27 protein-coding genes are annotated in these 24481 nt (G+C 59.8%); 12 read left to right on the top strand and 15 right to left on the bottom strand.

Features of this window, described 5'->3' with window-relative positions; translation table 11 throughout:
- Positions 1-33 precede the first annotated feature (33 nt).
- Entirely contained in the window at positions 34-879 is an 846-nt protein-coding gene (locus ACM6I5_RS25980; protein WP_017337008.1) for an AAA family ATPase, read from the top strand.
- A gap of 12 nt (positions 880-891) precedes the next feature.
- Positions 892-2070 carry a vWA domain-containing protein gene (locus ACM6I5_RS25975; RefSeq protein ID WP_017337007.1) on the top strand — a complete coding sequence of 393 codons (1179 nt, stop codon included), beginning with the start codon at positions 892-894 and terminating at the stop codon, positions 2068-2070.
- A gap of 123 nt (positions 2071-2193) precedes the next feature.
- Here ACM6I5_RS25975 and ACM6I5_RS25970 read toward each other — a convergent pair whose 3' ends face one another.
- Genes ACM6I5_RS25970 through ACM6I5_RS25960 form a run of 3 tightly spaced genes read right to left on the bottom strand, consistent with a single transcriptional unit; the run spans position 2194 to position 4052 of the window.
- Positions 2194-2736, bottom strand: coding sequence for a DUF2937 family protein (locus ACM6I5_RS25970; RefSeq protein ID WP_017337006.1), 543 nt, complete (start codon positions 2734-2736; stop codon positions 2194-2196).
- 11 nt (positions 2737-2747) lie between these two features.
- Positions 2748-3524 (bottom strand): class II glutamine amidotransferase, encoded by a 777-nt coding sequence (locus tag ACM6I5_RS25965; RefSeq protein WP_017337005.1) that lies wholly within the window; start codon positions 3522-3524, stop codon positions 2748-2750.
- 30 nt (positions 3525-3554) lie between these two features.
- Positions 3555-4052: a hypothetical protein gene (locus ACM6I5_RS25960; RefSeq protein ID WP_017337004.1), complete on the bottom strand. Its 498-nt coding sequence runs from the start codon at positions 4050-4052 to the stop codon at positions 3555-3557.
- A 160-nt stretch (positions 4053-4212) separates the two neighbouring features.
- On the opposite strand from ACM6I5_RS25960, the gene ACM6I5_RS25955 reads away from it, so the two are divergent.
- Positions 4213-6267: a S9 family peptidase gene (locus ACM6I5_RS25955; RefSeq protein WP_414884946.1), complete on the top strand. Its 2055-nt coding sequence runs from the start codon at positions 4213-4215 to the stop codon at positions 6265-6267.
- Between the two features lie 210 nt (positions 6268-6477).
- Positions 6478-6951 (top strand): cyclic nucleotide-binding domain-containing protein, encoded by a 474-nt coding sequence (locus tag ACM6I5_RS25950; RefSeq protein ID WP_017337000.1) that lies wholly within the window; start codon positions 6478-6480, stop codon positions 6949-6951.
- Here ACM6I5_RS25950 and ACM6I5_RS25945 read toward each other — a convergent pair.
- Positions 6948-7238 (bottom strand): hypothetical protein, encoded by a 291-nt coding sequence (locus ACM6I5_RS25945; RefSeq protein ID WP_031318505.1) that lies wholly within the window; start codon positions 7236-7238, stop codon positions 6948-6950. The genes ACM6I5_RS25950 and ACM6I5_RS25945 overlap by 4 nt on opposite strands.
- A gap of 93 nt (positions 7239-7331) precedes the next feature.
- Here ACM6I5_RS25945 and ACM6I5_RS25940 point away from each other — a divergent pair, with 93 nt between their 5' ends.
- The 4 genes from ACM6I5_RS25940 (at position 7332) to ACM6I5_RS25925 (ending at position 9591) form a co-directional block, all read left to right on the top strand.
- Complete coding sequence (locus ACM6I5_RS25940; RefSeq protein WP_017336998.1) at positions 7332-8018, top strand: spermidine synthase; 687 nt, start codon at positions 7332-7334, stop codon at positions 8016-8018.
- 48 nt (positions 8019-8066) lie between these two features.
- Positions 8067-8438 (top strand): YajD family HNH nuclease, encoded by a 372-nt coding sequence (locus ACM6I5_RS25935; protein ID WP_017336997.1) that lies wholly within the window; start codon positions 8067-8069, stop codon positions 8436-8438.
- A gap of 212 nt (positions 8439-8650) precedes the next feature.
- Positions 8651-9121 (top strand): RNA methyltransferase, encoded by a 471-nt coding sequence (locus ACM6I5_RS25930; RefSeq protein WP_017336996.1) that lies wholly within the window; start codon positions 8651-8653, stop codon positions 9119-9121.
- 92 nt (positions 9122-9213) lie between these two features.
- Complete coding sequence (locus tag ACM6I5_RS25925) at positions 9214-9591, top strand: DUF2892 domain-containing protein (RefSeq protein WP_414884945.1); 378 nt, start codon at positions 9214-9216, stop codon at positions 9589-9591.
- 122 nt (positions 9592-9713) lie between these two features.
- Here the strand turns inward: ACM6I5_RS25925 and ACM6I5_RS25920 are convergent, their stop codons facing one another.
- Together ACM6I5_RS25920 and ACM6I5_RS25915 are read right to left on the bottom strand one after the other, a co-directional pair.
- Positions 9714-10943, bottom strand: coding sequence for a hypothetical protein (locus ACM6I5_RS25920; RefSeq protein WP_414884944.1), 1230 nt, complete (start codon positions 10941-10943; stop codon positions 9714-9716).
- Between the two features lie 18 nt (positions 10944-10961).
- Positions 10962-11411, bottom strand: a complete 450-nt coding sequence (locus tag ACM6I5_RS25915) for a YcgN family cysteine cluster protein (protein WP_017336993.1) — start codon at positions 11409-11411, stop codon at positions 10962-10964.
- A gap of 281 nt (positions 11412-11692) precedes the next feature.
- On the opposite strand from ACM6I5_RS25915, the gene ACM6I5_RS25910 reads away from it, so the two are divergent.
- Complete coding sequence (locus ACM6I5_RS25910; protein WP_017336992.1) at positions 11693-12286, top strand: nitroreductase family protein; 594 nt, start codon at positions 11693-11695, stop codon at positions 12284-12286.
- Positions 12287-12427: 141 nt separating this feature from the next.
- Here the strand turns inward: ACM6I5_RS25910 and ACM6I5_RS25905 are convergent, their stop codons facing one another.
- The 6 genes from ACM6I5_RS25905 to ACM6I5_RS25880 all read right to left on the bottom strand — a co-directional run bounded on the left by ACM6I5_RS25905 (position 12428) and on the right by ACM6I5_RS25880 (position 18965).
- Complete coding sequence (locus tag ACM6I5_RS25905) at positions 12428-13360, bottom strand: D-2-hydroxyacid dehydrogenase (RefSeq protein ID WP_017336991.1); 933 nt, start codon at positions 13358-13360, stop codon at positions 12428-12430.
- A gap of 120 nt (positions 13361-13480) precedes the next feature.
- Positions 13481-13774, bottom strand: a complete 294-nt coding sequence (locus tag ACM6I5_RS25900) for a YcgL domain-containing protein (RefSeq protein ID WP_007898694.1) — start codon at positions 13772-13774, stop codon at positions 13481-13483.
- Positions 13771-14904, bottom strand: a complete 1134-nt coding sequence (gene rnd, locus ACM6I5_RS25895) for a ribonuclease D (protein ID WP_017336990.1) — start codon at positions 14902-14904, stop codon at positions 13771-13773. The genes ACM6I5_RS25900 and rnd overlap by 4 nt, the downstream gene beginning before the upstream one ends.
- 123 nt (positions 14905-15027) lie before the next feature.
- The gene (locus ACM6I5_RS25890) at positions 15028-15690 is read right to left on the bottom strand and encodes a class I SAM-dependent methyltransferase (protein WP_414884943.1); all 663 of its coding nucleotides are present in this window, start codon (positions 15688-15690) and stop codon (positions 15028-15030) included.
- A 74-nt stretch (positions 15691-15764) separates the two neighbouring features.
- Positions 15765-17414: a phosphoethanolamine transferase gene (locus ACM6I5_RS25885; RefSeq protein ID WP_414884942.1), complete on the bottom strand. Its 1650-nt coding sequence runs from the start codon at positions 17412-17414 to the stop codon at positions 15765-15767.
- A 168-nt stretch (positions 17415-17582) separates the two neighbouring features.
- Positions 17583-18965 carry a glutamine synthetase family protein gene (locus ACM6I5_RS25880; RefSeq protein WP_017336987.1) on the bottom strand — a complete coding sequence of 461 codons (1383 nt, stop codon included), beginning with the start codon at positions 18963-18965 and terminating at the stop codon, positions 17583-17585.
- A gap of 414 nt (positions 18966-19379) precedes the next feature.
- On the opposite strand from ACM6I5_RS25880, the gene ACM6I5_RS25875 reads away from it, so the two are divergent.
- The 3 genes from ACM6I5_RS25875 to ACM6I5_RS25865 all read left to right on the top strand — a co-directional run bounded on the left by ACM6I5_RS25875 (position 19380) and on the right by ACM6I5_RS25865 (position 22564).
- Positions 19380-20564: a cyanate transporter gene (locus tag ACM6I5_RS25875; protein ID WP_414884941.1), complete on the top strand. Its 1185-nt coding sequence runs from the start codon at positions 19380-19382 to the stop codon at positions 20562-20564.
- Between the two features lie 15 nt (positions 20565-20579).
- The gene (locus ACM6I5_RS25870; protein ID WP_414884940.1) at positions 20580-21497 is read left to right on the top strand and encodes a DMT family transporter; all 918 of its coding nucleotides are present in this window, start codon (positions 20580-20582) and stop codon (positions 21495-21497) included.
- 131 nt (positions 21498-21628) lie between these two features.
- Positions 21629-22564 (top strand): LysR substrate-binding domain-containing protein, encoded by a 936-nt coding sequence (locus ACM6I5_RS25865; RefSeq protein WP_414884939.1) that lies wholly within the window; start codon positions 21629-21631, stop codon positions 22562-22564.
- 3 nt (positions 22565-22567) lie between these two features.
- On the opposite strand, the gene ACM6I5_RS25860 is transcribed toward ACM6I5_RS25865, so the two are convergent.
- The 3 genes from ACM6I5_RS25860 to ACM6I5_RS25850 form a co-directional block, all read right to left on the bottom strand.
- Positions 22568-22933, bottom strand: coding sequence for a 5-carboxymethyl-2-hydroxymuconate Delta-isomerase (locus ACM6I5_RS25860; protein ID WP_017336983.1), 366 nt, complete (start codon positions 22931-22933; stop codon positions 22568-22570).
- A gap of 57 nt (positions 22934-22990) precedes the next feature.
- Positions 22991-23917, bottom strand: coding sequence for a LysR family transcriptional regulator (locus ACM6I5_RS25855; protein ID WP_017336982.1), 927 nt, complete (start codon positions 23915-23917; stop codon positions 22991-22993).
- 148 nt (positions 23918-24065) lie between these two features.
- The gene (locus tag ACM6I5_RS25850) at positions 24066-24257 is read right to left on the bottom strand and encodes a YegP family protein (RefSeq protein ID WP_017336981.1); all 192 of its coding nucleotides are present in this window, start codon (positions 24255-24257) and stop codon (positions 24066-24068) included.
- Positions 24258-24481: the final 224 nt, after the last annotated feature.

Below are 24481 nucleotides of genomic sequence, written 5' to 3'. Positions count from 1 at the left end.
GTCAGGTCGGCGTTACCGTTCGAGGATTAGCAGATGAAGTTCGAAGGCACCCAGGCCTACGTCGCCACCGATGACCTGAAGCTGGCGGTCAACGCCGCCATCACCCTGGAGCGCCCGCTGCTGGTCAAGGGCGAGCCGGGCACCGGCAAGACCATGTTGGCCGAGCAACTGGCCGAGTCCTTCGGCGCCAGGCTGATCACCTGGCACATCAAATCCACGACCAAGGCGCATCAAGGCCTGTACGAGTACGACGCGGTCAGCCGCCTGCGCGATTCGCAGCTGGGCACGGAAAAGGTTCACGACGTTCGTAATTACCTGAAAAAGGGCAAGCTCTGGGAGGCTTTCGAGTCTGAAGAGCGGGTGATCCTGCTGATCGACGAAATCGACAAGGCCGACATCGAGTTCCCGAACGACCTGCTGCAAGAACTCGACAAGATGGAGTTCTATGTTTACGAGATCGACGAGACCATCAAGGCCAAGAAGCGCCCGATCATCATCATTACCTCCAACAACGAAAAAGAGCTGCCTGACGCCTTCCTGCGCCGCTGCTTCTTCCACTACATCGCCTTCCCGGATCGCGTCACGATGCAGCGGATCGTCGATGTGCACTATCCGGACATCAAGAAGGACCTGGTCAGCGAAGCGCTGGACGTGTTCTTCGACGTGCGCAAGGTGCCGGGCCTGAAGAAAAAGCCATCGACCTCCGAACTGGTGGACTGGCTGAAGCTGCTGATGGCCGACAATATCGGCGAGGCCGTGCTGCGCGAACGCGATCCGACCAAGGCCATCCCGCCGTTGGCCGGTGCTTTGGTCAAGAACGAACAGGACGTGCAACTGCTTGAGCGTCTGGCGTTCATGAGCCGTCGCGGCACCCGCTAAGAGGCTGATGCCATGCTGCTCAACCTGTTCAATGAAATGCGTGCAGCCAAGGTACCAGTCTCGGTGCGCGAGCTGCTGGACCTGATCAACGCGCTGAAACAGCGCGTGACCTTCGCCGACATGGACGAGTTCTACTACCTGTCCCGGACGATTCTGGTGAAGGACGAAAAGCATTTCGACAAGTTCGACCGGGCCTTCGGTGCTTACTTCAATGGCCTGGAAAAACTCGACGATCACCTTCAGGCCTTGATTCCCGAAGACTGGTTGCGCAAGGAATTCGAGCGCTCGCTGACCGACGAAGAGCGGGCGGCGATCCAGTCCCTCGGCGGCCTGGACAAGCTGATCGAAGAGTTCAAGAAACGCCTGGAAGAACAGAAAGAACGCCACGCCGGCGGCAACAAGTGGATCGGCACCGGCGGCACCAGCCCGTTCGGCTCCGGCGGGTTCAACCCGGAAGGCATTCGGGTCGGTGATGCCGGCAAGCGCCAGGGCAAGGCAGCCAAGGTCTGGGATCAGCGCGAGTACAAAAACCTCGACGATTCGGTGGAACTGGGCACGCGCAACATCAAGGTTGCCCTGCGCCGGCTGCGTAAATTTGCCCGTCAGGGTGCGGCGGAAGAGCTCGACATCGATGGCACCATCGATCACACCGCGAAAGACGCCGGGTTGCTGAACATCCAGATGCGGCCGGAGCGGCGCAACACCGTCAAGCTGTTGCTGCTGTTCGACATCGGCGGCTCGATGGATGCCCACGTGAAAATCTGCGAAGAGTTGTTCTCGGCCTGCAAGACCGAGTTCAAGCATCTTGAGTACTTCTACTTCCACAACTTCATTTACGAGTCGGTGTGGAAGAACAACATGCGCCGCACCTCCGAACGCACCTCGACCCAGGACTTGTTGCACAAGTACGGCGCCGACTACAAAGTGATCTTCATCGGTGACGCCGCCATGGCGCCCTATGAAATCACCCAGGCCGGCGGCAGCGTCGAGCACTGGAACGAAGAAGCCGGTTACGTGTGGATGCAGCGGTTCAAGGAGAAGTACAAGAAGCTCATCTGGATCAACCCGTATCCGAAAGATACGTGGGGCTATACGTCGTCGACCAATATCGTGCGGGATTTGATTGATGACCAGATGTACCCGCTGACGTTGCGGGGGCTTGAAGAAGGGATGCGGTTTCTTTCCAAATAGCACACCGAACTTGTGGCGAGGGAGCTTGCTCCCGCTGGGTCGCGCAGCGCCCCAAAAGCTTGGCGGCTGCTTCGCAGCCGAGCGGGAGCAAGCTCCCTCGCCACAGGGTTCGCATGGCCCCTCTTACAACCCGCGCAAATCCCGCTCTTCAATCGGCCGGCTCTGGCGCAGGCGCTTGCCGCCCAGCACCACCCAATCGATCAGCCTGAACAGGCATTCAATCCCGAACGACAACAGCAACGCGCCACTCATGCCCCAGATCATCGCTTCTGGCGTCAGCAGGATCTGGTAGCTGTAGCCGTTCCAGGTTTCCTTGCGGATGTCCGGGTCGGCGGCCAGTACAACCTGCAGGAAACGGATGTACCACGGGCCTTGCATGGCCTGGAATTGTTTATCGAGGGCCAGCTGACGGGTGAGCAGGTTGCTCAGGCTGTCGGCATCGCTGCGAAAGATCGGGTCTTCGCTGGCGCGGTAATGGGCGACCAGGGCCTGCATGTCGCCCTTGAAGAATTGATTGGCGGTGCCCTGAAAGCCGCTAAGACCGGTCTGCGCCTCGATCAGGTGGGCCTCGACCCGCTTGGCGTAATCGTTGATGAACCCCGGCACCTGGACACCGATCAACAGGCCCGCCGCGAACAACACCAGCCGTAGATAACTGAGCAACATGTGAGCGTCCTTTATTCGGTCTTGCCCTGGCTGACGCATTCACCGCGTCGCCACAGGCTCCATTGGCCCGGTTCATAGCGGGTCCAGGTTTCGTTTTCGGTCAGGGGTTCGGTGGCGATCACGGTGACCACATCGTTGGGCGTGGTTTCGGCCTGGAAGTCGACGATCACATCGACATCTTTCAAGCGCGCCGGGCCGAACGGTGCACGACGGGTAATCTGCGCCAGTTTGGTCGAGCAGTAACAGAAGAGCCAATCGCCATCGCTGAGCAGGCAATTGAACACACCCTTGCCGCGGTATTCGGCGCAGGCGGCCACCAGATCGGGCAAAAGCGCTTCGATCTCTACCGGTTCCGGAAACGCTGCGCGCACACGATTGAGCAAATCACAAAAGGCCGCTTCACTGTCGGTATCGCCGACCGGGCGGTAAAAGCTTGTGATGGGTTGAAAATCCGCGAGCTGGCCGTTGTGGGCGAAACACCAGTTGCGCCCCCACAGTTCGCGCACGAACGGATGAGTGTTGGACAGGCAGACCTTGCCGACATTGGCCTGGCGGATGTGCCCGATCACCACTTCGCTCTTGATCGGATAGCGCTGCACCAGATTAGCAACTTCCGACTCACTGCTGGCCGCCGGATCCTGGAACAGCCGCAGGCCACGGCCCTCATAGAACGCGATGCCCCAACCGTCACGGTGCGGACCGGTACGACCGCCGCGCTGCATCAGACCGGTGAAGCTGAACACGATATCGGTCGGCACATTGGCGCTCATGCCCAATAACTCACACATGTTCGGACTCTCTGTAAGGCAGGGGCAAGGTTACAAACGCGGTTCTACGCGCATACGCTGAGGGTTGCTCGGGACCGGCGGGCGACCATAACGGTCATCACCGGCACCGCCGAAAGGATGATCGTCTTCAGGATCGTCGGCCTTTGCCGCAGCCTTGGCAGCCGCCGTCCGTTCCTTGCGCGCCTTGGCGGCGCGCTCGATCGGGAAGCGGATCGCGACGAGCACCAGATAAAGGCCGAAGGCGATCATGCCGTACATGAGCAAGTCGGAGACCGCCCGCCAGGCGTTGTTGCCAACCTTGAACGCGAGGTCCAGGGCGGTGATGGCGATGGCCGGGGCGACCTTTTCCTTCACCGGATCGATGATCGTCGGACTGAACAGCAACACGGCGACCAGCAGTCGCAACGGCTCCCGCAGCCAGCGCCACATCCAGCGGGTCATGCGCATCCACACCAACAGGCAGCCTAAAGCGGCGAAGGCGTAGAGGCCCCAGGCGATCAGATAGTCGTTCTCGGTCATGGTGTCCATGGCAAGGCAGGCAAAGAGGCGCTTATAGTAACGACTTTTCGCACGTCAGGCTTGTCCCAATGCCAGCCGGTCAAGACTCCCACAGGGATCTGTGAAAGGCATCAGGATGTTTCCTGCCCCCTGCGAAGCCCTAATTCCGTACATCGTCCGAGACCCCTTCATGCCCGTATCCGCCAACATGACCAGCGCCCCGATTGCCCACAAGGCCGAAGGTTCTGACCCGTATGCCTGGCTACAGGAACGCGACACCGACGCGGTGCTCGATTACCTCAAGGCTGAAAACCGCTATCAAGAGGCGCAAACCGCCGATCAGGCCGGGTTGCGCGAAACCCTGTTCGAAGAGATCAAGGGCCGGATTCTCGAAACCGACCTGTCGCTGCCCTCCCCGTGGGGCCCGTATCTGTATTACACGCGCACCACGGCCGGTGACGAATACGCTCGTCACTACCGCTGCCCCCGCCCGGCGGATGACAGCCTGCAGCTCGATGAAGCCCACGAACAACTGCTGCTGGACCCGAACGAACTGGCCAACGGCGGCTTCTTTTCCCTCGGTGCGTTCAGTATCAGCCCGGACCACCAACGCCTCGCCTACAGTATCGACTCCACCGGCGATGAGATTTACACCCTGTTCGTGAAGGAATTATCCAGCGGCCGCGTCAGCGAACTGGAATTCTCGGACTGCGATGGCAGCATGATCTGGGCCAACGACAGCCTGACGCTGTTCTTCGGCGAACTGGACGACACCCACCGCCCGCACAAACTGTTCCGCTATCGACTGGACGGCACGGCGGCCGAAGAAGTGTTCCATGAGTCGGACGGCCGCTTCTTCATGCATTGCTATCGCTCGAGTTCGGAGCAGCAATTACTGCTGGCGCTGGGCAGCAAGACCACCAGCGAAGTCTGGGTGCTCGACGCGTCCCAGCCGCAACAGGCGTTCACCTGCATCGCGCCGAGGGTTGAAGACCATGAGTACGACGTTGATCACGGCGCACTCGATGGCCAATGGACCTGGTTCATTCGCACCAACCGCGACGGCATCAACTTTGCCTTGTACACGGCTGTCGATACCGGCATTGCGCCGACCGAAGCCGACTGGCAGAACCTGATTCCCCACAGCGACACCACGATGATCGACGGCATGAGCCTCAACGCCCGGGCCTTGACCCTCAGCCTGCGTGAAGGTGGCTTGCCGATCATCCAAGTCCACCCGCAAGACCTTCCGAGCTACCGCGTGCAGTTGCCGGATGCGGCCTACAGCCTGCACGTGCAAAACAGCCTGGAATTCGTCAGCGACCGCATCCGTTTGCGTTACGAAGCGCTGAACCGTCCGGCGCAGATCCGCCAACTGGAACTGGTCAGCGGCGAACAGAAAGTGTTGAAGGAAACCCCGGTGCTCGGTCCGTTCGACGCCGACGCCTACGTCAGCCAGCGCCTGTGGGCGACAGCGCCGGACGGTACGCAAGTGCCGATCAGCCTGGTCGTCAAACGCGAAGCCCTCGGTAAGCCGACGCCACTTTATCTGTACGGCTACGGCGCCTACGGCGAAAGCCTCGACCCGTGGTTCTCCCATGCGCGCCTGAGCCTGCTGGATCGCGGCGTGGCGTTTGCCATCGCCCACGTGCGGGGTGGCGGCGAACTGGGAGAAGCCTGGTATCGCGCCGGCAAGCAGGAACACAAGCACAACACCTTCAGCGACTTCATCGCCTGCGCCGAGCACCTGATCGCCAATGGCTTCACCACATCAAAGCAACTGGCGATAAGCGGCGGCAGTGCTGGCGGCTTGTTGATTGGCGCGGTGCTCAACATGCGTCCGGAACTGTTCGGCGCGGCAATTGCCGAAGTGCCGTTCGTCGACGTGCTGAACACCATGCTCGACCCGGAGCTGCCGCTGACCGTCACGGAATACGACGAGTGGGGCAATCCTGAAGAGCCGGACGTTTATGATCGGATCAAGGCCTACGCCCCGTACGAAAACGTCACTGCACAGGCTTATCCAGCAACGCTGGTGGTCGCCGGCTACAACGACAGTCGCGTGCAATATTGGGAAGCGGCCAAATGGGTGGCCAGGTTGCGCGCGACCAAAACCGACAGCAACCCGCTGCTGCTCAAGACCGAGCTGGGCGCCGGGCATGGCGGGATGAGCGGTCGTTACCAGGGATTACGTGACGTAGCACTCGAATACGCATTTGTTTTCAAGGTTTTGGGGATTGCCTGAGGAACTTGGCCTGACACGTCGGTCTTAAGACCAGACACCGGGTCTGCTCCCACACAATTCCAATGTGAGAGCGGGCTCGCTCGCGAAGAGGCCAGCACATTCAACATCAATGTTGGGTGTTACACCGCCTTCGCGAGCAAGCCCGCTCCCACAAGGGATTGAGGACATCCCGAAAACCGGAACCAGACACAAAAAAAAGACCGTGACGACATGTCAGAACCAACCCTGTTGAACAACGAAATCCGTGACTGGCTGATGGACTGCGGCCTGTTCGACCAACTGCTGCCTGCAGACTTCGCTGCCGCTTCCGGCTACTTCAGTATCAGCACCGTGGCCGAAGGCGAAGAGATTTTTCACGAAGGCGACGCCGGCAGCTTCATGTGCATCATCCATACCGGCCAGGTGGCGGTGCAAAAATCCGGCAGCGACGGACAATTGGTGACCATGGCCACCTTGCGCAGCGGTCGGGCGTTCGGCGAAATGGCCGTGCTTGATGGTGAGCGTCGTTCCGCCAGTTGCGTGGCGGCGAGCAATTGCCAGTTGCTGAACCTGGGCAAGGACTCGCTGGAAAAGATGCTCAACGACGCGCCGAAAATCGCCGCCAAGATCATCCGCGCCCTTGCCGTCTCCCTGTCCAAACGCCTGCGCATGGCCGATGGGCAACTGTTGTCACAGCAGGTCTAACCGCCCGGCGACTTGATCTTCGTATTGTTCTGCTCCAGGCCCGGCAACGTCTGGTCCTTGGGCGGGCTGGGCACTTCGATCGGTGGCAACAGCGGTGGCCCGCCACCGCCGGGCCCGGCTTTGTGCGGGATGGTCGGGGTGATCTGCGGATACGGCGTCGGCGTCGCGGTGCCGGGCGAACCGGGCAGCGGCGCCGGGCTGGTCGGAATGGTTTGCAGCTCTTGGGCCTGCACTGCAGTTATCGAGAGCGCGGCCAAGGCAATGACCGTTAGAATGGTGCGCTTCATCAATGGCTCCGTTGGCCTTGTTGTCTGGTTGCAGGCTACTCCCAACGGCGTTCGTTTGCCTCCCCCCCTGCCCCTCCTTCTCAAGAGAGCCCCATGAAACGTTTCGTTCTCCTCGACACCGCCCCCATTCCTGAAAACGGCGGCGCCCTGTGCCTGTTCGAATACGGTGAGGATTTCGTCATCAAGATCCAGGGCGGCGACGGCGGACAGCTGATGAACACCCGCATGCACGGCTCCGAAGACGCATTGGCCGAAATCCCCTGCCGCAAGGTCGCTGGCCGGCCGAATTCGCGGGTGCTGATCGGTGGCCTGGGCATGGGTTTCACCCTCGCCTCGGCCCTCAAGCATTTGGGCAAGACCGCAGAAGTCGTGGTCGCTGAACTGGTGCCCGGCGTGGTCGAGTGGAATCGCGGGCCATTGGGCGAGAAAGCCGGCAATCCGTTGCTCGATCAGCGCACGGTGATCCGCATGGAAGACGTGGCCAAAGTACTGCAGGCCGAGCCGCAAGGATTCGATGCGATCATGCTCGACGTCGACAACGGCCCCGAAGGCCTGACCCAGAGGGCCAATAGCTGGCTCTACTCCGCAGGCGGCCTGAGCGCGTGCGCCAAAGCCCTGCGGCCAAAAGGGGTGCTGGCCGTCTGGTCGGCCAGCGCCGACAAGCAGTTTTCCGACAAACTGAAAAAAGCCGGCTTCAAGGCCGAGGAAGTCCAGGTCTTTGCCCACGGCAACAAGGGCACCCGCCACACCATCTGGATTGCCGAGAAGCTCAAGGGCTGAGCTAAACTTCGTTCATAACCGTCATTAGTCTTTTACAAAGGTGAACCCATGAGTTCGTCAACGCCGACCAACACTTCGAAGCTGGACCGCATCCTCGCCGACAACCAGCGCGACAAGGAAATGGGTTACCGCGACAAAGCCCTGAAAATGTACCCGCACGTGTGCGGCCGCTGCGCCCGCGAGTTTTCCGGCAAGCGCCTGAGCGAACTGACCGTGCACCACCGCGACCACAACCACGACAACAACCCGCAGGATGGTTCGAACTGGGAACTGTTGTGCCTGTATTGCCATGACAACGAACACTCGCGGTACACCGATCAGCAGTATTTCGATGAAGGCTCGTTGAGCACGCCGAAGATCGCCAAGGCGACGCATAACCCATTTGCGGCGTTGGCCGGTTTGATGAAGAAAGACGACTGAATATCTTCATTGTCTGACCTGGCCCCATCGCTGGCGGGCTAGCTCCCACAGGGGATCTTCTGCGCACATAAGTATGTGTGAACGCCCCAGATCCAATGCGGGAGCTAGCCTGCTGGCGATAGCAATTGTCCAGTCACCACCAATCTCAAATCAGACACCCCCTCCCCCAATCCCCGTATAATCGCGGTTTTTTCCCCGAAGGCACCCCGCTCGTGGCAGACAAACGGTACAGCTGCATTGGTTTGTTCAATCCAAAATCACCGGAAAACGTCGGCTCGGTCATGCGCGCCGCCGGCTGCTACAACGTGGCGTCCGTGTTCTACACCGGCAAGCGTTATGACCGCGCCGCCGACTTCGTCACCGACACCAAACGCGTCCACTACGACATCCCGCTGATCGGCATCGACGACCTGAAAAAAATCCTGCCACTGGGCTGCGTACCGGTCGCCGTGGAGCTGGTCGAAGGCGCACGCTCGCTGCCTGAATACACCCACCCGGATCGCGCGCTGTACATCTTCGGCCCGGAAGACGGCTCGCTGGATAAAGAGATTCGCGACTGGTGCGAAGACGTGGTCTACATCCCGACCACCGGTTGCATGAACCTCGCTGCCACGGTCAACGTCGTGCTGTACGACCGCATGGCCAAGGGCCTCAACACCCGCTCAGGTCCGAAATTCCGCTGAATCGACGCACATCCGATGGAACAAGCCGCCCGCCTCGGCAGTCAGCTTAATTATCTATTCTTGAAGCAGTCCTTCCCGCCAGGAGACAGATCATGAGCGAACTCAAACGCGTAGAGCGCATCGAATCCACCCCGTTCCAGACCCATTCCGAGCAGAACGTTCAGGGTTGGGAGCGCATCGGCTCCCTGGCCGGTGGCGTGGTGATGGTCGGCAAGGGCCTGCGTCGCGGCGGAATATTCGGTTTGCTCCAGGTGGCCATTGGCGGCGTAGCGCTGGCCCGTGGCATTACCGGCCACAGTTCGGCCAAGAGCCTGCTGGAGAAAAGCCGTCAGGACATGAACAACGTGCGGGCGAAAATCGAGCGTGCCGGGGAAGAGTTGGGTCGGCTGAAGGCGAATGCCGAGGCGGCGACCAAAACCGCGACCGTCACCGGGAATGATTCGTTGAAGTCGCCGAAAACCGGGGTTTGATCTGAGTTTTCGTTGAGGCTTATGGCCTCTTCGCGGGCAAGCCCGTTCCCACAGGTTTTAGTGTTGGGCCACGAATTTGTGGACACCCCTGATCCTTGTGGGGCTTGCCCGCGATGGCAACTTTACTGGAGCAACCCGGTATCCAAGACTTTGGAAGACTCGCCAATCACACTCTCGGCCAGCTGAACGAACGCCTTGGTATCGACACTCTCCAAATGCATCGCCCCGCGCATCACATCGTCCAGCGAACGCTTGTTACGGGTCTTGATACGAATCTCCTGATCCAGCTCACCCAGCAATAAAACTGCTTTGCCTATCTGTGCCGGGCTGATCTGCTCACCCCGCAAGGTCGTGACCTTCTGGCCTTCTTTGGCCAACTTCTTCTGCAAATGTTCATACCGCTCATCACTCATCCCGCCGGCACGTCGCACCAGTTCGATGGCGTAATACTCGGCAAAACCTTCGCTGATCCAGTCACTGCGCTGCTTGTCATTGATCCGCCCGAACACTTGGGCCAGTTCACGTACCAGCACACTGCTGCCGCTTTCGCTGACCAGTGGCAGGCGCGTATTCAGATAGATCGACTCGCGCGCGGCCAGGCTGCCCCGCCACATCGGGTCGTTGGCGCCGACAATCAGCAACTTGGCAGGATGACGCGGGAACACGGCCTGCACTTGCGGCCAGACAAACGTCAGCAGCGTCAGCACATCCATGCGGCGCATGCCCTGGCCTTGGGGCGAGGCGACGGTGACTTCGGTTTCCCCCAATCGGGTGCGACGGGTGCCGAGGTGACCGGCAAGCATCCAGCCAGTAGGCCGATCGAACAGGCGGGAGACGTTATCGATGCGGAATTTGTTCTTGCCGATCCGTGGCCAGGCGGTTTCGACGCTTTTCCAGCCGGTGGGCAATTCGAATTCCAGGCGTGACACCAGCTCGATGCCATCCTGCTGATCGAGTCTGGCAGCGGGCACCAGGTCGTCGCCGCGCATCAGCGCCCAGGTCGGGGTCATGCGCGTGTCGAAGCTGCCGCTCTTGCGGCCATGGCTGATGCGCACACGGTAGGTCAGGCTGGCCTTGTCGGCGGCCGGGCGCCAGACACCACGGGCCGGCTTGCCGGGCGTGAGTTGCCATTGGCCATCGGCCTTGAAATCGCTGTAATGGCTGCCGTCGCCGAGGTCGAAATCCAGGCTGCGCACCGCCGAACCCTGGGCCAGGGTCAGCCGCACTTCAGCCTGATCGCTTTGCGGCAACAGGCGCACGTGGTAATCCAGGTCGACCTTCTTCGCCGCCCACACGGGCGAACCAAAGGCCAGCAGCCCGACGGCCAGCGCCAGCCGCAATCCCACAGCCATACACACTCCTTTGTAAAACTAACCTGCCCGGAAAATCAGATGGTCTTCCCAATCCTCTTCGGCCACGCTGCCTTCGGCGAGCATGCGCCCGGACTGGGAAATGCGTTCGTGGTGCACGGCGTCGCGATCACCGCACACCAAGTGGTGCCAGAGTGGCAAATCCTTGCCTTCGCTGACCAGGCGATAACCGCAGGTCGGCGGCAGCCATTTGAACTCATCGGCCTTGCCCGGCGTGAGCTGAATGCAGTCCGGCACGAATTCACGGCGGTTCGGGTAATCGCTGCACTGACAGGTTTTCAAGTCCAGCAACTTGCACGCGATGCGCGTGTAGTAAACGCTGTTGTCCTCTTCATCCTCGAGCTTTTGCAGGCAGCACAGACCACAACCGTCGCACAGCGATTCCCATTCCTGCTGATCGAGCTGATCGAGGGTTTTGCGTATCCAGAACGGTTCGACTTTGGCGGCCATGGCTCAAGCATCAACATCAGGTAGTGAAAAGGCCGCCAGTCTAGTGTGCAGCGGCCCGCGGGCCAAGCATTGGCGACTGCCGGTAGAACGGGACTTGTCAGTTATTGCGCCGCCAAGTAGCTTTGCCAGTCGCAAGGAGCCAGACCTGCGTGCCATTAACGCCCAACTGCGTTGCATCCAGATGAAGTACCAGGCTCACGAAAAACCTCATCGCCCAGCCTGACTGTGCCCGCCGGTTTTTTACTCGACCCTCTGACTCACATGTCGCAAGGAATCTCTGCATGAGTGCCAATCCACGCGTTGCCGATTACGCCATCCACCCTCAATTTACCGATCGCTGGTCGCCCCGTGCCTTCACCGGCGAAGCCATTCCAGAAGAAACCCTGCTGAGCTTTTTCGAAGCCGCACGCTGGGCACCCTCGGCCTACAACTCGCAGCCTTGGCGGTTTCTCTACGCGCGCCGGGATACGCCGAACTGGGAGCGTTACCTGGGTTTGCTGAACGAATTCAACCGCAGCTGGGCGCAACACGCCTCGGCGCTGGTGATCGTGATCTCGAAAACCACCTTCGCGGTGCCTGGCGCCACCGAAGAAACTCCAGCCCTGTGGCACACCTTCGACACCGGGTCGGCCTGGGGCCATCTGGCGTTGCAAGCGAGCCTCAGCGGCTGGCACACCCACGGCATGGCCGGTTTCGATCAGGAGCTGACCCGCAAGGAGCTGAACATTCCTGAAGGTTACGCACTGCACGCAGCAGTGGCGGTGGGCAAGTTGGGGGACAAGGCGACGCTGGCGGATTACCTGCAAGCGCGCGAAGAGCCGAGCCCGCGTCGTCCGTTGAGCGAACTCGCAGCTGAAGGCGACTTCACCCTCTAAGCCACACCGCAAAACAACTGTGGGAGCAAGCCTGCTAGCGATGAGGGAACGTCAGCCAACAATGATGTCGACTGACACACCGCCATCGCGAGCAGGCTTGCTCCCACGGTGGGTTTTGCACACTATTCAAGCAAAGTGGATTCAATACCCGCGATTGAAATCCACTTCCCCGCGCAACGCCTCGCCCGCCTGATACGCCCGCACATTCTCGACGAACAGCTTCACCATCATCGCTGGCGAAGTCGGCGCCGAACTGTGTCCGGTGAGCAGCAAGCCCCAGGCAGTCCAGAACGGGTGACGTTGCGGCAGCGGTTCCTGACGGCAGACGTCGATCACCGCGCCTGCCAGATGCCCTTCCTTCAAGGCCTCCACCAAATCCGCATCGACCACCGCCACGCCACGCCCGACGTTGATGAACAACCCGGTCGGCTTGAACTGCTTGAACAGCGCCGCGTCGTACAGGTCGTGAGTCGTCGGCGTATTCGGCAGCAGATTGATCACGTAATCCACCTCACCAACCAGACGCGGCAAGTCCGCCAGCGCCCCCACTTCGACAAACGGGGCCTGCTCGCGAGCTTCGCTGGCGATGCCATACAACTCGACGCCAAACGGCAGCAGAAACTGCGCCACGGTCTGACCGATGTCACCGGTGCCGACAATCAACACCTTACGCCCCGCCAGGCTTTGGCCCTGGCGGCTGTCCCATTTGCGCTCGACCTGACTGACCAGGCGCGGCAACACTTCGCGCTCGTGGCCGAGCATGTAGGTCAGCACGTATTCGGCCATGACCTGACCGAAAATCCCCACCGCGCGGGTCAGGCGATAGTGGCGTGGCAGGCCGTCGGCCAGCAGCGGCGTGATGCCGGCCCAGGTCGATTGCAACCATTGCGGCTGGTGACCCTGGCGCAACAGGGTCGCCAGAAGGTCCGGCTGCCCCAGCCAGATCGGGCAATCGGCGGCCTGGCGGGCCAGTTCAGCGGAGTCGCCGCTGGTCAGTACTTCCAGATCAGGCGCTGCCTGGCGCAACAGTTGGGCATATACAGGGTGGTCGTGTTCAGCAATCAGAACGCGCATGGTTCAAACCTTTCAAAAGCAGTGCAGACGGCCACCGAGGGGGTATCGCTCCCTCATCGTGGCCATCGCCAAAATCATTCCAGTGTTTCACGCAGACTCTGAACAGAGCCTGTCTGCCGATCACATCGGATCGTTGCGTCGCAACAGTTCTTCCGGCAAATGTTCGATGTATTCGTCTTCGGCCGGCGGCATTTGCAGGTGGTAACCCTGCTTCTCGAGGTTTTCCAGGACCACGGTGATGTCCTCGCGCGACAGCTTGCGCTCGGGGGTCAGCACCAGGTCGAACGCGTGGTGCGGTTTGCCGAAAGCGGCCATCAGACTTTCCGGGACGCGCTCCAGTGCATCGCTTTTGAGCACATAGAGGTACATCTCGTTTTTCTTCAGGCTTCGATAGATGGAGCAAATACGTTTCAAGGCTGTTCTCCGGCGGTGGCCAGGCTGTCGAGCAGCGCCTGGCCCATCAATTCGCGGCGCCAGCCACGCAGCGAATCAGGCAATTGGTAAGGACCATTGGGGAAGCCGCTCTTGAGCAGCGCTTCCAGGGTTTTCTTGCGCAGCATCAGCTCCGGCGCGATGTTCAGGCGCTCGGCTTCGGCCTGGCCAAGTGCTCGCAACTGTTTGATCAGGGCTGCCGCATCTACCGGCAACGGCTCCGGCACGGCAGGCGGCCATTGATCTGGCGACACACTGCCAGAGCGCTTGATCAGATCAAGCAGAAATTCGCCGTCCTGACGCACGGTACGCGGGTGCATGTCTTCGATTTTCGCCAGCGCGCCGAGGTTGTCCGGTTGCGTCCGCGCCAGCGGCCACAGGGAGTGTTCACGCAGGATGCGATTGCGCGGCAAGTCACGGGCGCGGGCTTCGTGTTCGCGCCAGGCGCAGAGTTCACGCAGCACGGCGAGTTGGGCACGGGAGAGTTTCCAGGCCAGTTTGGCTTCGCGATAGACCTGGTACGGATCAACTTCACGACGCAGGTTGGCCACCAGCTCGGCGCCGTCTTCCAGGACCCAGGCATATTTATCGTCAGACAGTTTCGGACGAAGCTGTACGAAAACTTCCGCGAGGTGCAAGGCATCTTCGGCGGCGTAGCTGATCTGAGTGTCGGATAGCGGACGTTGCAACCAGTCGGAACGGGTCTCGCCCTTGGGCAGGTCGATGCCGAGCACTTCCTGCACCAGCCGCGAATACCCCATGGAGAAACCGAGGTTCAGGTACGCAGCGGCGAGTTGAGTGTCGAACAGCGGCGCCGGCAGGCTGCCGGTCAGGCGCAGCAACACTTCGAGATCTTCGCTGCACGCGTGCACGACTTTGACCACGGCCGGGTTTTCCAGCAACGCCGCCAGGGGTTGCCAGTTATCGATGGTCAACGGATCAATCAGGTAAGCGCGTACGCCATCGCCGATCTGCAGCAGGCCTGCGATCGGATAGAAGGTGTCGACCCGCATGAATTCGGTGTCGAGGGCAACGTAGGGCAGCTGCTGCCACTCGGCGCAAAACCGGCCGAGGCTATCGTTGTCGCGAATCCAGTGAATATCGATGGCCACACGGCTCTCCCTTGAAGAATGGCGCGCAGTATATATCGCCCCCGGCGATTTCTGCGCCTCCACTGAACAAGAGCTTTAGCGAAAACACCTGCCTGGTGGCAAGAAATGTCTGACAGAGGGAGGTTATCTGGCCTTACGCAACACGTAGACGCGCATTCGCTCGCAACCGGGCAGGAAGTCCTGGTGACTGAGCAAGTGAAAACCCGCCTGTTTGAACTCGTCTTCCACTTCGGCCTTACTGGCCAGCGGCCGAGCCTGAACCCCTTGTGTATCCGGCCGCCGGCGCTTGAAACGGGTGTCGACCCGCACCGCCACAATCACCGTATCGCGGCTGACCCGGTGGAACTCCCCCAGCATGGCCAACCGATGCTCGGGGCTGGCGAGCTGCTGAAACAGTTGCATGCAAAAAATGCAGTCCACCGCATTCGCCGACAAGCCGATGGCGAATGCCGAGCTTTGAAAAGTCTTGACCCGTTTCAGCAGGTGTTGCGGGTGGTGGGTCGGTGCGTGATCGAGCATGTCCTGAGACGGGTCGGACGCCAGAATCACCCGGTTCGTGTGTTCGGCCAGCACCGGCCAAAAGCGCCCGGCCCCGCAAGTCACGTCGAGCACCAGGCCTGGCTCGCCAGCCGCCTTGAGCGCGTTACGCACCAGTTGCTCGTCACGCCAGAACGCCAGGCGCCCGGCGAGTCCACGTGAGTGCGGCTGCAGGCAGACGCGGGCGTGTTCCTGATCGTGGCGCCGGGCGAACTCGAGCTCGATGGCGGAAGGGGGTTGAGCGGACATGTAAGGGGCTCTTGTAGGAAGAATCTGCCGGAACGCAGATTAACGGCCGGTTCGTGAAAAAAAGGTCGTGGCCCTCACTCTTTGGCCAGGACACCGTCAATCACCGCACCGCGACAGCCGGCAAACATGTCCAGATCCTGGTTGTAGACCTTGCTGTTGACCTCCAGCAAACCGATCATCGAATGGAACAGGTTGTCCTGGCTCAACGGTTTATCACGGCTTAGCTGCAAGCAATGAGTGTCTACCGAGAAAGACTTCTGATAACTGTCAGAGAACCAGGCCAGCATGGCGACATGCTTCTGTTGATCGGGCGCCAGCATGTAAGGCGTACCGTGAAGGAACAGGTTGTATTCGCCGAGGGACTCACCGTGGTCCGACAGATACAGCATCGCTGTATCGACTTTGTCCTGGTTGCTGCGCAGCAGGTCGATCAGGGTCGACAGCACATGGTCGGTGTACACCAGGGTGTTGTCGTAACCGTTGACGATACTTTCGCGACTGCAATTGTTCAGCGCATTGCTTTCACACACCGGGGTAAAGCGTTCGTACTCTTTCGGGTAGCGCTTGAAGTACTCAGGACCGTGACTGCCCATCTGATGCAAGACCAGCACGGTGTCTTTGTCCAGGGTGTCGATGAAGTGCTGCAACCCCTGCAGAAGGATTTCATCGCGGCATTCACTGTTGGCGCAGAGCGTCGGGTCTTTCAGGTTGCTGACATCATCGAGGGTGACGCGGTCGCAAGTGCCTTTGCAGCCCGACTGGTTATCGCGCCAGATGACATCCAGCCCCGCTCGCTTGAGCACATCCAGCAGACCCTCCTCATTCTTTGCCTTGCTCGCGCTGTAGTCTTTGCGGCCCATGTTGGAAAACATGCACGGCACCGAGACGGCTGTTTCCGTACCGCAGGAGTACACGTCGGTGAAGGCAATCAGGCCCGCCTCCTTGTCCAGTGCTGGCGTGGTGTCGCGGTCGTAGCCCAGCACACCAAAGTTCTCGGCCCGGGCACTCTCACCCACCACCAGCACGGTCAGGGATTTGCGGCCGTGAGCTTGCCAGGCCGGGTTTTTCCTGGCGTCCTCACCAATTTTTACGAAGGGTTGCCGGGCCGAAACGACTTGTTCGCGCAGGAAGCCGAAGGAGGCACCGATATAGTTGCTGGGCACTACCATCAAACGCAATTCGTGGTGATTTCGAAACAACGACGAGAGGCCCTGATAATTAACTAGCGCCACACCACCTAATACCACTACCGACGCAACACTTACCAAAGCCTTACTTAATAGTTCGCGATGCCAGCGGCGGTAATTTACCGATGTTATCCACAACAACCACGATGGCAAAACACCGAGCAAAAGAATATAAACCAGCAACTTTATCGAGAGTAAGTCACGGACTTCCGTTGCATTGGTTTGCGCAAAATTACGCAACATGCCGGTGTCTATCAGCACACCGTATTGGCTCATGAAATAAGCCACCCCGGCGCTGATCATAAAGATCAACGTCAACAGCGGCTTCATCAACGGCCGAAAAGCCAGCAGTGTCAGCACTATGTTGAAGGCAGCCAGAATCATCAAGCCGAAAGAAACACGCAGGGCGATGCCGTCGCCATCGAAGGCGGTGATTTCAAACAGGTGTTGCCAGAGCACTAAATTGAAGCCCGCCAACAGAAAGGTACTGGCAAACAACGTCACCCATTCCGGGCGCACGGCTTTAATCTTCAACATGATAATCGGCTGTTCCTGTAAAGAAGTGCCGTCAGCAAATGTGAAAAGTTCATTTACCGCGACAGCACTAACCTTAGGCGGCCAACCATCAATTTTTTGTGAAAAAGAAGCCAACGATTAGTTGGCTTCCTGTATGAGGTCAAAACTTAAGTTGTATTTGAGAATGGTTCAGGCCTGGTTCAGGTACCAACGCCAATCCTGTTCACCGACTTCGCCCATGAACTGCCGATACTCGGCACGTTTAACGGCGAGATAAACGCCGAGAAACTCTCCACCGAAGGCCTCCCGCGCCCACGTCGAACCTTCCAGCGCGCGCAAGGTGGTCAGCCAGTCGGTCGGCAGCAGCTCCGTGGCCTGGGCGTAACCGTTGCCTTCGACCGGAGCCCCCGGGTCCAGTTGTTCGCGAATGCCGCGATGGATGCCGGCCAGGATCGCCGCTGCCGCCAGATACGGGTTGGCGTCGGCGCCGCAAATGCGATGTTCGATGTGTCGCGAGAACGCCGGCCCGCCGGGCACGCGCAAACTCACGGTGCGATTGTCCACGCCCCAAGTGGCAGCCAGCGGCGCGTAGCTGTTGGTCTGGAAGCGACGGTAGGAGTTGGCGTTCGGACAGAACAGCAGCAACGAATCGAGCAAGGTACTGAGCATGCCGCCAACTGCCTGTTTCAGCAGCGGCGTACCGTCCGTGGCGTCGCTGGCGAACAGGTTGTTGCCGTCCTTGTCTGCGAGGCTGACGTGCATATGCATGCCAGTGCCGGCCAGGTCGTCGAAAGGCTTGGCCATGAAGCACGCCGTCATCCCGTGTTTGTGCGCCACGCCCTTGACCAGCCGTTTGTAGCGCACGGCTTCATCCATCGCCTGCAAGGCGTCGGTGCGATGTTCGAGGGTGATTTCCACTTGCCCCGGCGCGTATTCGGAAATCGCCGTGCGCGCCGGAATGCCCTGGAGTTTGCAGGCGCTGTAGAGGTCGGCCAGGAATGGTTCGATCTGCTCCAGTTCGCGCAAACCGTAGACTTGAGTGCTGCGCGGGCGTCCGCCGTCAACGTCTCGAGCCGGTTGCGGCCGACCGTTGCTGTCGCGCTGCTGATCCAGCAGGTAAAACTCCAGCTCCGCCGCCATCACCGGGTAGTAACCGTCCGCCTGCAAGCCTTCGATCACCTTCGCCAACAGGTGGCGTGGGTCGGCGATGGTCGCCGGCATGCCCTCCTTCGGGTGCATGCTGACCTGCACCGCCGCCGTCGGAATCAATCGCCACGGCATGCGCGTCAAACTGCCGCTGATCGGGTAGGCCCGGCAATCAATATCGCCCACGTCCCACACCAGCCCGGAGTTTTCAACGTCGTCGCCGTTGATGGTCAGGCCCAGGATGGTACTTGGCAAAGGCCGGCCACTTTCATACACCGCCAGCAATTCATCGCGATGCAACAACTTGCCCCGTGGCACGCCGTTGTTGTCGAGGATGAACAACTCGAACATCTCGATATCCGGATTCTGTTCAAGAAAGGTCAGGGCTTCTTGCTTCGTGGCGAAGGATGTCGTGGCACAACTCATAGGAACTCTCTTGTTTCCGCGTCAGGCAAACGCGCAGGCGCTGCCGATTTGATCCCTGCGTACGGTGCGGGACCTGTAAGAACAATCAACGGGAAAGGTGGGAATCCGGCGGGCGCGCGTGACGGCAATGCCACAACGCCCAGAAGGCGAGTTCGGAAGGAAGTGCGACCGGACAACCGTCCATAGAGAAGACCGCAGTAAACAGATGAACCGCAGCGTCACATGGCAGGATAAGTCGTTAAATCGGGATTTGAAGAACTTTGGTTGCGAAATGGCTAAACATTCTCTGAATACTGACTTAACTCTGTGTTGCAGCAGAACTATTTAATTTCTAGATACCACCCCGGACTTTCTGATTTGCGGCCTCCAGGCCTCGCGCGCCTAATCTGGCCCTTGTCATTCAAGGTCCAATCGATGGAAAACGTCCGCGCCCCTTCCCGCCCTGCCCTCTGGCTGATGGTCAGCATCATTCTCGTCGCACTCAACCTGCGCCCCTCCATGGCGGCGGTCGGTCCTTTGCTGTCGGCGATTCGCGGCGATATCCCGCTGAGTTTCAGCCTGGCCTCGCTGCTGACCATGTTGCCGGTGATGGCCATGGGACTGGCGATGTTCTTCGGGCTCAGCGTCAGCCGATGGCTCGGCGCACAGCGCACGGTGGTGGTGTCGCTGCTGATCATTGGCGTGGCGACGGTGTCGCGCCTGTTCCTCGACTCCGCGGCCGAACTGATCCTCAGTGCCGTGCTGGCAGGCATCGGTATTGCCCTGATACAGGCGCTGATGCCCGCGCTGATCAAGTCCCGTTTTGGCGACAACGTCTCTGTGTGCATGGGCCTGTACGTCACGTCGATCATGGGCGGCGCAGCGATAGCCGCGTCCTTCGCGCCGCTGGTGATGATGCGCACGGGTAGCTGGCGGATGGGCCTGGCGATCTGGGCAGTACTGGCGCTGGTCGCACTGCTGGTGTGGCTCGTCCAACGCTCGGGGATGCCGATACGGTCTGCTCAAGCGCAGCGAAATGGGTCGTTCTTCGCCAATTCCCGCGCCTGGTTACTCGCGATCTTCTTTGGCTTGGGTACTGCGTCCTACACCTGTGTACTGGCCTGGCTGGCGCCGTACTACGTGGAAAAAGGCTGGAGCGAACAAAACGCCGGTTTGTTGCTGGGTTTTCTGACGGCCATGGAGGTGTTGTCGGGCCTGCTGACGCCTGCGATCGCCAATCGCAGCCGCGACCGACGTCTGGTGCTGGTGGTGTTGCTGGCACTGATCATGGCCGGTTTCTGCGGGCTGACTCTCAGCCCGCAACACCTGAGTCTGTTGTGGCCGTGCCTGCTGGGGCTGGGCATCGGCGGATTGTTCCCGATGAGCCTGATCGTGTCGCTGGATCACCTGGACCAGCCACAACGTGCGGGCGCCCTGACCGCCTTCGTTCAAGGCATCGGCTACCTGATCGCCGGTCTCTCGCCACTGATTGCCGGGAGGATCCGCGATCAACTCGGCAGTTTCGAATGGGCCTGGTGGTCGCTTACGGGCGTCATGGCGCTGATGCTGCTGATGGTCCTGCGTTTTGACCCACGGCACTACGCCCGTCACATTCACTGATCCGGAGCAGCCACCATGCAACACACCGGTTTCGCCACCGCTCACCTTGGCATGCTGCTCTGGGCACTTTTGATTGCCGCTTCATTTTCCGCGGCGGCGCAGGTCAGCCAGGCCATCGACCCGGTCCTGCTGACCGGTTTGCGCCTGCTGTTTTGCGCCTTGGTGTTTTTGCCGCTGCGGCTGTTCAAGGGCGACGCCGCCATGACCCGCAACGGACTGCTCGGCCATGCCGTACTCGGCTTGTTGCTGGCGGTGTATTTCGGCTCATTGTTCGAGGCACTGCGCTACACCTCTGCCGTCAACACCGGGACCCTGTTCACCCTGGTGCCACTGCTGACCCTGTTTTTCGAAGCGGTGTTGATGCCCGACAGCAGCCTCCGGAAACGCGTCGCTCCAATGCTGCTGGCGGCTGCCGGCGCCGTATTGCTCGTGCTCAAAGGTACGGGGCCGGACGAATTGCCTTCGCTCTATGCGGTGTTGGTGTATGGGATCGGTTGCCTGGCGATGGCGCTCTACTCTCCCTTGAGCCAGCGACTCAAGGCTGGCAGCCTCAAAGGTCGCGGCCCGGTGGGCATGACCTTCTGGAACATGCTGTTCGGCGCGCTGTTCTTGCTGGCGTTCTGTGGGTTTAGCGGTGGCTGGCGATCGGCGTCCTTGCTGACCCTGAACGACTTCGGTTGGCTGATCTACCTGGCGCTGTTCGCCACACTGGCGACCTTCTGGCTGTTGCATCGGGCCATCGGCGTCATCGCCCCGTCGTCGGTCATTTCCTACATTTACCTGAGCACACTGTTCATCACGCTGTTTCATTGGCTCTGGTTGCGTCAGTCGCCGCTGCCGCTGGAGATCATCGGTGCCGTGCTGGTCGGCATCGGCATGCTGGCGCTGTTGATGTCCAGCCGCCGCGCCATGCCTGCAACTGTTCGGACCTGAAAGTCGCCGGCACTGCCTTCCAACTATTAGTGAAACTTCCTACAGGGCATTCTCCTGGCACCATCGTTCCGTTAGGATCTTTCGCACGAGTTTGCGCTCAATCAGCGCAAGGATCACAGCGAGACGAATGGATGCTGAACAGTAACTTGCTTAGAAAACTCGACATGCAGGACCTCATGGTGTTTGTAGCCGTGTATGAACAAAGCAGCGTCACCAGCGTGTCCGAAACACTCTGTGTCAGCCAGTCCACCGTGAGTTACTGCCTGAAAAAGCTGCGCACCGGTTTCGAGGACGAGTTGTTCATCAACACCCGCGCCGGTATGCGACCTACCTGCAAAGCCAGCACCATGTACGCCCATGTGCTGAGAATTCTGGAAAGCATCAACCTGTGTCACGCCGGTGCACCGACGTTCGACCCTAGTTTGCAACCGGTCACCTTCAACATTTGCGCACCGGAATACTTCGAGCAGTTGATCCTGCCGCGCCTGTTGAAACGTTTCGATTTCGCCGATTGGCCGGTGATGGTCAACATGCACAAGTTCGAAACCGACATCCCGGCCGAGGAACTGCGCGACGGCAGTCTCGACCTGGTGATTTGCTTCGGCCCGAATTTTCATCGCAATCACACCGACTTCAAATCCCGGATGCTGCTGGAAGATGATCTGGTCTGTGTCTTCGATAAACGCGCCACACCGCTGGAACCGCGCCTGAGCCTGCAAGCCTTTACCGAACGCCGGCATGTATTTCCGACACCCTGGACGTCCAGCACCAACATGGTCGACGGCTGGTTGGCGCAGCAGGCGCAAAAACGGCAGATAGTCGCGCGATCCAACAGCTACAGCGCGGCGCTGAAAATGATCACCGGCACCGACTTCATCGTCACCCTGCCCCGACGCATCCAGCAGTTGCTGGCCAGCGAGGTCATCTTCAATCACTGCGAAGCGCCCAACGGTCTGCCGGGGTTCACCCTCGACATGCAGTGGAGTCAAAGTGCCGATGAAGACGGCGCCAATGCCTGGTTGCGCGAGCAGGTGGTGCAGGCCTGCACCGAGCAGGACATGACCTGAGACTCAGTTGTTGATGGCGACTTTGCTGTAGGACTCTCGATCAATGTCGAGGATTTCCACGGCCAGCTGGACTTCCACGCCCGTTGGCCACTCACACAGTTCCTGCACCACGGCCAGCAGGCTTTCGGACAACTGTTTTTTGATCGCCGGCGAGCGGCCACTCAACAAGGCCAGCTTTACATGCACGAATGCCCGCTCAGCCAATGCGGTGCCGACCTTGAACGACTCGACCTTTACCGCGCGACTCTTGATGTCGTATTCGGCAGCAAACTGACCGGAAGCCACCAGCGTATTGTTCAGCCTGATCAGGGCCACATCGGCATTCAGCTCGGGCAGGTTGGCGGTGTATTCCATGTGCAGGTGGGGCATGATGTGGCTCCTTGAGGTTGGCGCAAAGGTCGTACATATATCACAGAGTTGCCCTGCTCACTGAAGCGGCGGCGACTCGAAGCGCTCACTCATGAACGCCTCCAGTCGCGAGCGCAACCAGCGTTCGGCAGGGTCGGTGTCGACGTGGCTGAGCCAGACCATGGACAGGTCCAGGGTCGGGGTCTTGAACGGAAAAGGCTCCGTGAACAGCTGACCGGACGCCGCCATCGCCTCGGCGGCGTAATCCGGCAGGCTGGCGATCAGATCGGTTCCGGCGAGCAAGGCGGGTAACGAGCTGTATTGCGGCACGGATAAAACCACCTGGCGCGTACGACCAATCTCCGCCAGCCACTCATCGGCGTAACCACTGACATTGGCGGTGTGCGACACCAGCACGTGAGGGCGCGAGCAATATTCATCGAGGGTCAGCGGCGTGTCGGACGCATCGGCACGCAAGATACTGGGCTGGATGTGCCGCAGCAATTTGCGCTTGGCATTGGCCGGGAGACCGCGGGTCTGGCTGATACCAACGGTGATATCGCCGGACGCCAGCAAATCGGGAATCCGCCAGTAATCGACATGCTGCACCACAAACACCACCTTCGGCGCTTCCTGGCGCAGGGCACGCAACAACGGTGGCAGAAGACCAAACTCGACATCGTCCGACAGCCCGATGCGGAAAGTCATGGTGCTGCTGGCGGGGTCGAAGTCATGGGTCAGACTCAAGGCCACCGATAGCGAATCCAGCGCTGGCGACAGGTATTGAATCAACTCCTCGGCCCTGGCGGTCGGCTCCATGCGATGACCGACGCGAATGAACAGTGGATCGTTAAACATCGTGCGCAAGCGGTTGAGCGCCGAACTGATGGTTGGCTGCCCGAGAAACAACTTCTCCGCCACCCGGGTGACGTTACGTTCGAGCATCAAGGTTTCGAACACCACCATCAGGTTGATATCCGCCTTGCGTAGTTCGTTGCGATTCATCCACTGCCCCCCCAGTCCCCAAATCTGCTGACAGTTTAGGTAGCTGCCGCAAGCGGCGTCTATGCGACTCAAGCAGTCTGCGTTTGATCCGAGCGCAAGGTTGCTTGCAAAGAAGCTGCCCTCATTGAGCAGCTTCACCACCTGAAGATCAGATTTCCTTTATCGGCGTGTGATCGTGAGTCCCCTTGATCAGGCTGATGGCATGCGCGCAATCCGCCTTGTTGACGTACGCCTCGCCGCTGGCAATCGTTTCATGGTTCCCCGCCCTCAAGCGCCACCGCCATTGACCTTTGCCAGTCTGGGGGGTGCCACGGGTTTGCCTGTAAATCTCAAAATACATTGATCGCTCCTTGCGATTGGCTGATGACGGCAGATCAGTGACCTGCGAAACCAGAGTAGATGAGGATTTTTGGCGGTGGGGAGTTTCAGTGTCAGGGGATATTGCGAAGGAAAACCTTGAATATTCAGAGCGGCAAATGGATTCGGGGGTGGGTAAACAGACTGACTCAGGCAAGTAACTTTTCTCGTGAAACGGTATATCTTTCTTACGCCGGGAGGCGACCG

Origin of the sequence: Pseudomonas sp. IT-P171 (assembly GCF_949767765.1) — a bacterium.
GTDB classification, from domain to species: domain Bacteria; phylum Pseudomonadota; class Gammaproteobacteria; order Pseudomonadales; family Pseudomonadaceae; genus Aquipseudomonas; species Aquipseudomonas fluorescens_B.
Note: the sequence above shows the minus strand (reverse complement) of the source record. Positions and strands in the feature narration are given on the sequence as shown.

Excerpts from the sequence above, each read along its gene's own strand:
- ACM6I5_RS25980 (WP_017337008.1), top strand. The coding sequence starts at position 34 with ATGAAGTTCGAAGGCACCCAGGCCTACGTCGCCACCGATGACCTGAAG.
- ACM6I5_RS25975 (WP_017337007.1), top strand. The coding sequence starts at position 892 with ATGCTGCTCAACCTGTTCAATGAAATGCGTGCAGCCAAGGTACCAGTC.
- ACM6I5_RS25970 (WP_017337006.1), bottom strand. The coding sequence starts at position 2,736 with ATGTTGCTCAGTTATCTACGGCTGGTGTTGTTCGCGGCGGGCCTGTTG.
- ACM6I5_RS25965 (WP_017337005.1), bottom strand. The coding sequence starts at position 3,524 with ATGTGTGAGTTATTGGGCATGAGCGCCAATGTGCCGACCGATATCGTG.
- ACM6I5_RS25960 (WP_017337004.1), bottom strand. The coding sequence starts at position 4,052 with ATGGACACCATGACCGAGAACGACTATCTGATCGCCTGGGGCCTCTAC.
- ACM6I5_RS25955 (WP_414884946.1), top strand. The coding sequence starts at position 4,213 with ATGCCCGTATCCGCCAACATGACCAGCGCCCCGATTGCCCACAAGGCC.
- ACM6I5_RS25950 (WP_017337000.1), top strand. The coding sequence starts at position 6,478 with ATGTCAGAACCAACCCTGTTGAACAACGAAATCCGTGACTGGCTGATG.
- ACM6I5_RS25945 (WP_031318505.1), bottom strand. The coding sequence starts at position 7,238 with ATGAAGCGCACCATTCTAACGGTCATTGCCTTGGCCGCGCTCTCGATA.
- ACM6I5_RS25940 (WP_017336998.1), top strand. The coding sequence starts at position 7,332 with ATGAAACGTTTCGTTCTCCTCGACACCGCCCCCATTCCTGAAAACGGC.
- ACM6I5_RS25935 (WP_017336997.1), top strand. The coding sequence starts at position 8,067 with ATGAGTTCGTCAACGCCGACCAACACTTCGAAGCTGGACCGCATCCTC.
- ACM6I5_RS25925 (WP_414884945.1), top strand. The coding sequence starts at position 9,214 with ATGAGCGAACTCAAACGCGTAGAGCGCATCGAATCCACCCCGTTCCAG.
- ACM6I5_RS25920 (WP_414884944.1), bottom strand. The coding sequence starts at position 10,943 with ATGGCTGTGGGATTGCGGCTGGCGCTGGCCGTCGGGCTGCTGGCCTTT.
- ACM6I5_RS25915 (WP_017336993.1), bottom strand. The coding sequence starts at position 11,411 with ATGGCCGCCAAAGTCGAACCGTTCTGGATACGCAAAACCCTCGATCAG.
- ACM6I5_RS25910 (WP_017336992.1), top strand. The coding sequence starts at position 11,693 with ATGAGTGCCAATCCACGCGTTGCCGATTACGCCATCCACCCTCAATTT.
- ACM6I5_RS25905 (WP_017336991.1), bottom strand. The coding sequence starts at position 13,360 with ATGCGCGTTCTGATTGCTGAACACGACCACCCTGTATATGCCCAACTG.
- ACM6I5_RS25890 (WP_414884943.1), bottom strand. The coding sequence starts at position 15,690 with ATGTCCGCTCAACCCCCTTCCGCCATCGAGCTCGAGTTCGCCCGGCGC.
- ACM6I5_RS25885 (WP_414884942.1), bottom strand. The coding sequence starts at position 17,414 with ATGTTGAAGATTAAAGCCGTGCGCCCGGAATGGGTGACGTTGTTTGCC.
- ACM6I5_RS25880 (WP_017336987.1), bottom strand. The coding sequence starts at position 18,965 with ATGAGTTGTGCCACGACATCCTTCGCCACGAAGCAAGAAGCCCTGACC.
- ACM6I5_RS25875 (WP_414884941.1), top strand. The coding sequence starts at position 19,380 with ATGGAAAACGTCCGCGCCCCTTCCCGCCCTGCCCTCTGGCTGATGGTC.
- ACM6I5_RS25870 (WP_414884940.1), top strand. The coding sequence starts at position 20,580 with ATGCAACACACCGGTTTCGCCACCGCTCACCTTGGCATGCTGCTCTGG.
- ACM6I5_RS25865 (WP_414884939.1), top strand. The coding sequence starts at position 21,629 with ATGCTGAACAGTAACTTGCTTAGAAAACTCGACATGCAGGACCTCATG.
- ACM6I5_RS25860 (WP_017336983.1), bottom strand. The coding sequence starts at position 22,933 with ATGCCCCACCTGCACATGGAATACACCGCCAACCTGCCCGAGCTGAAT.
- ACM6I5_RS25855 (WP_017336982.1), bottom strand. The coding sequence starts at position 23,917 with ATGAATCGCAACGAACTACGCAAGGCGGATATCAACCTGATGGTGGTG.
- ACM6I5_RS25850 (WP_017336981.1), bottom strand. The coding sequence starts at position 24,257 with ATGTATTTTGAGATTTACAGGCAAACCCGTGGCACCCCCCAGACTGGC.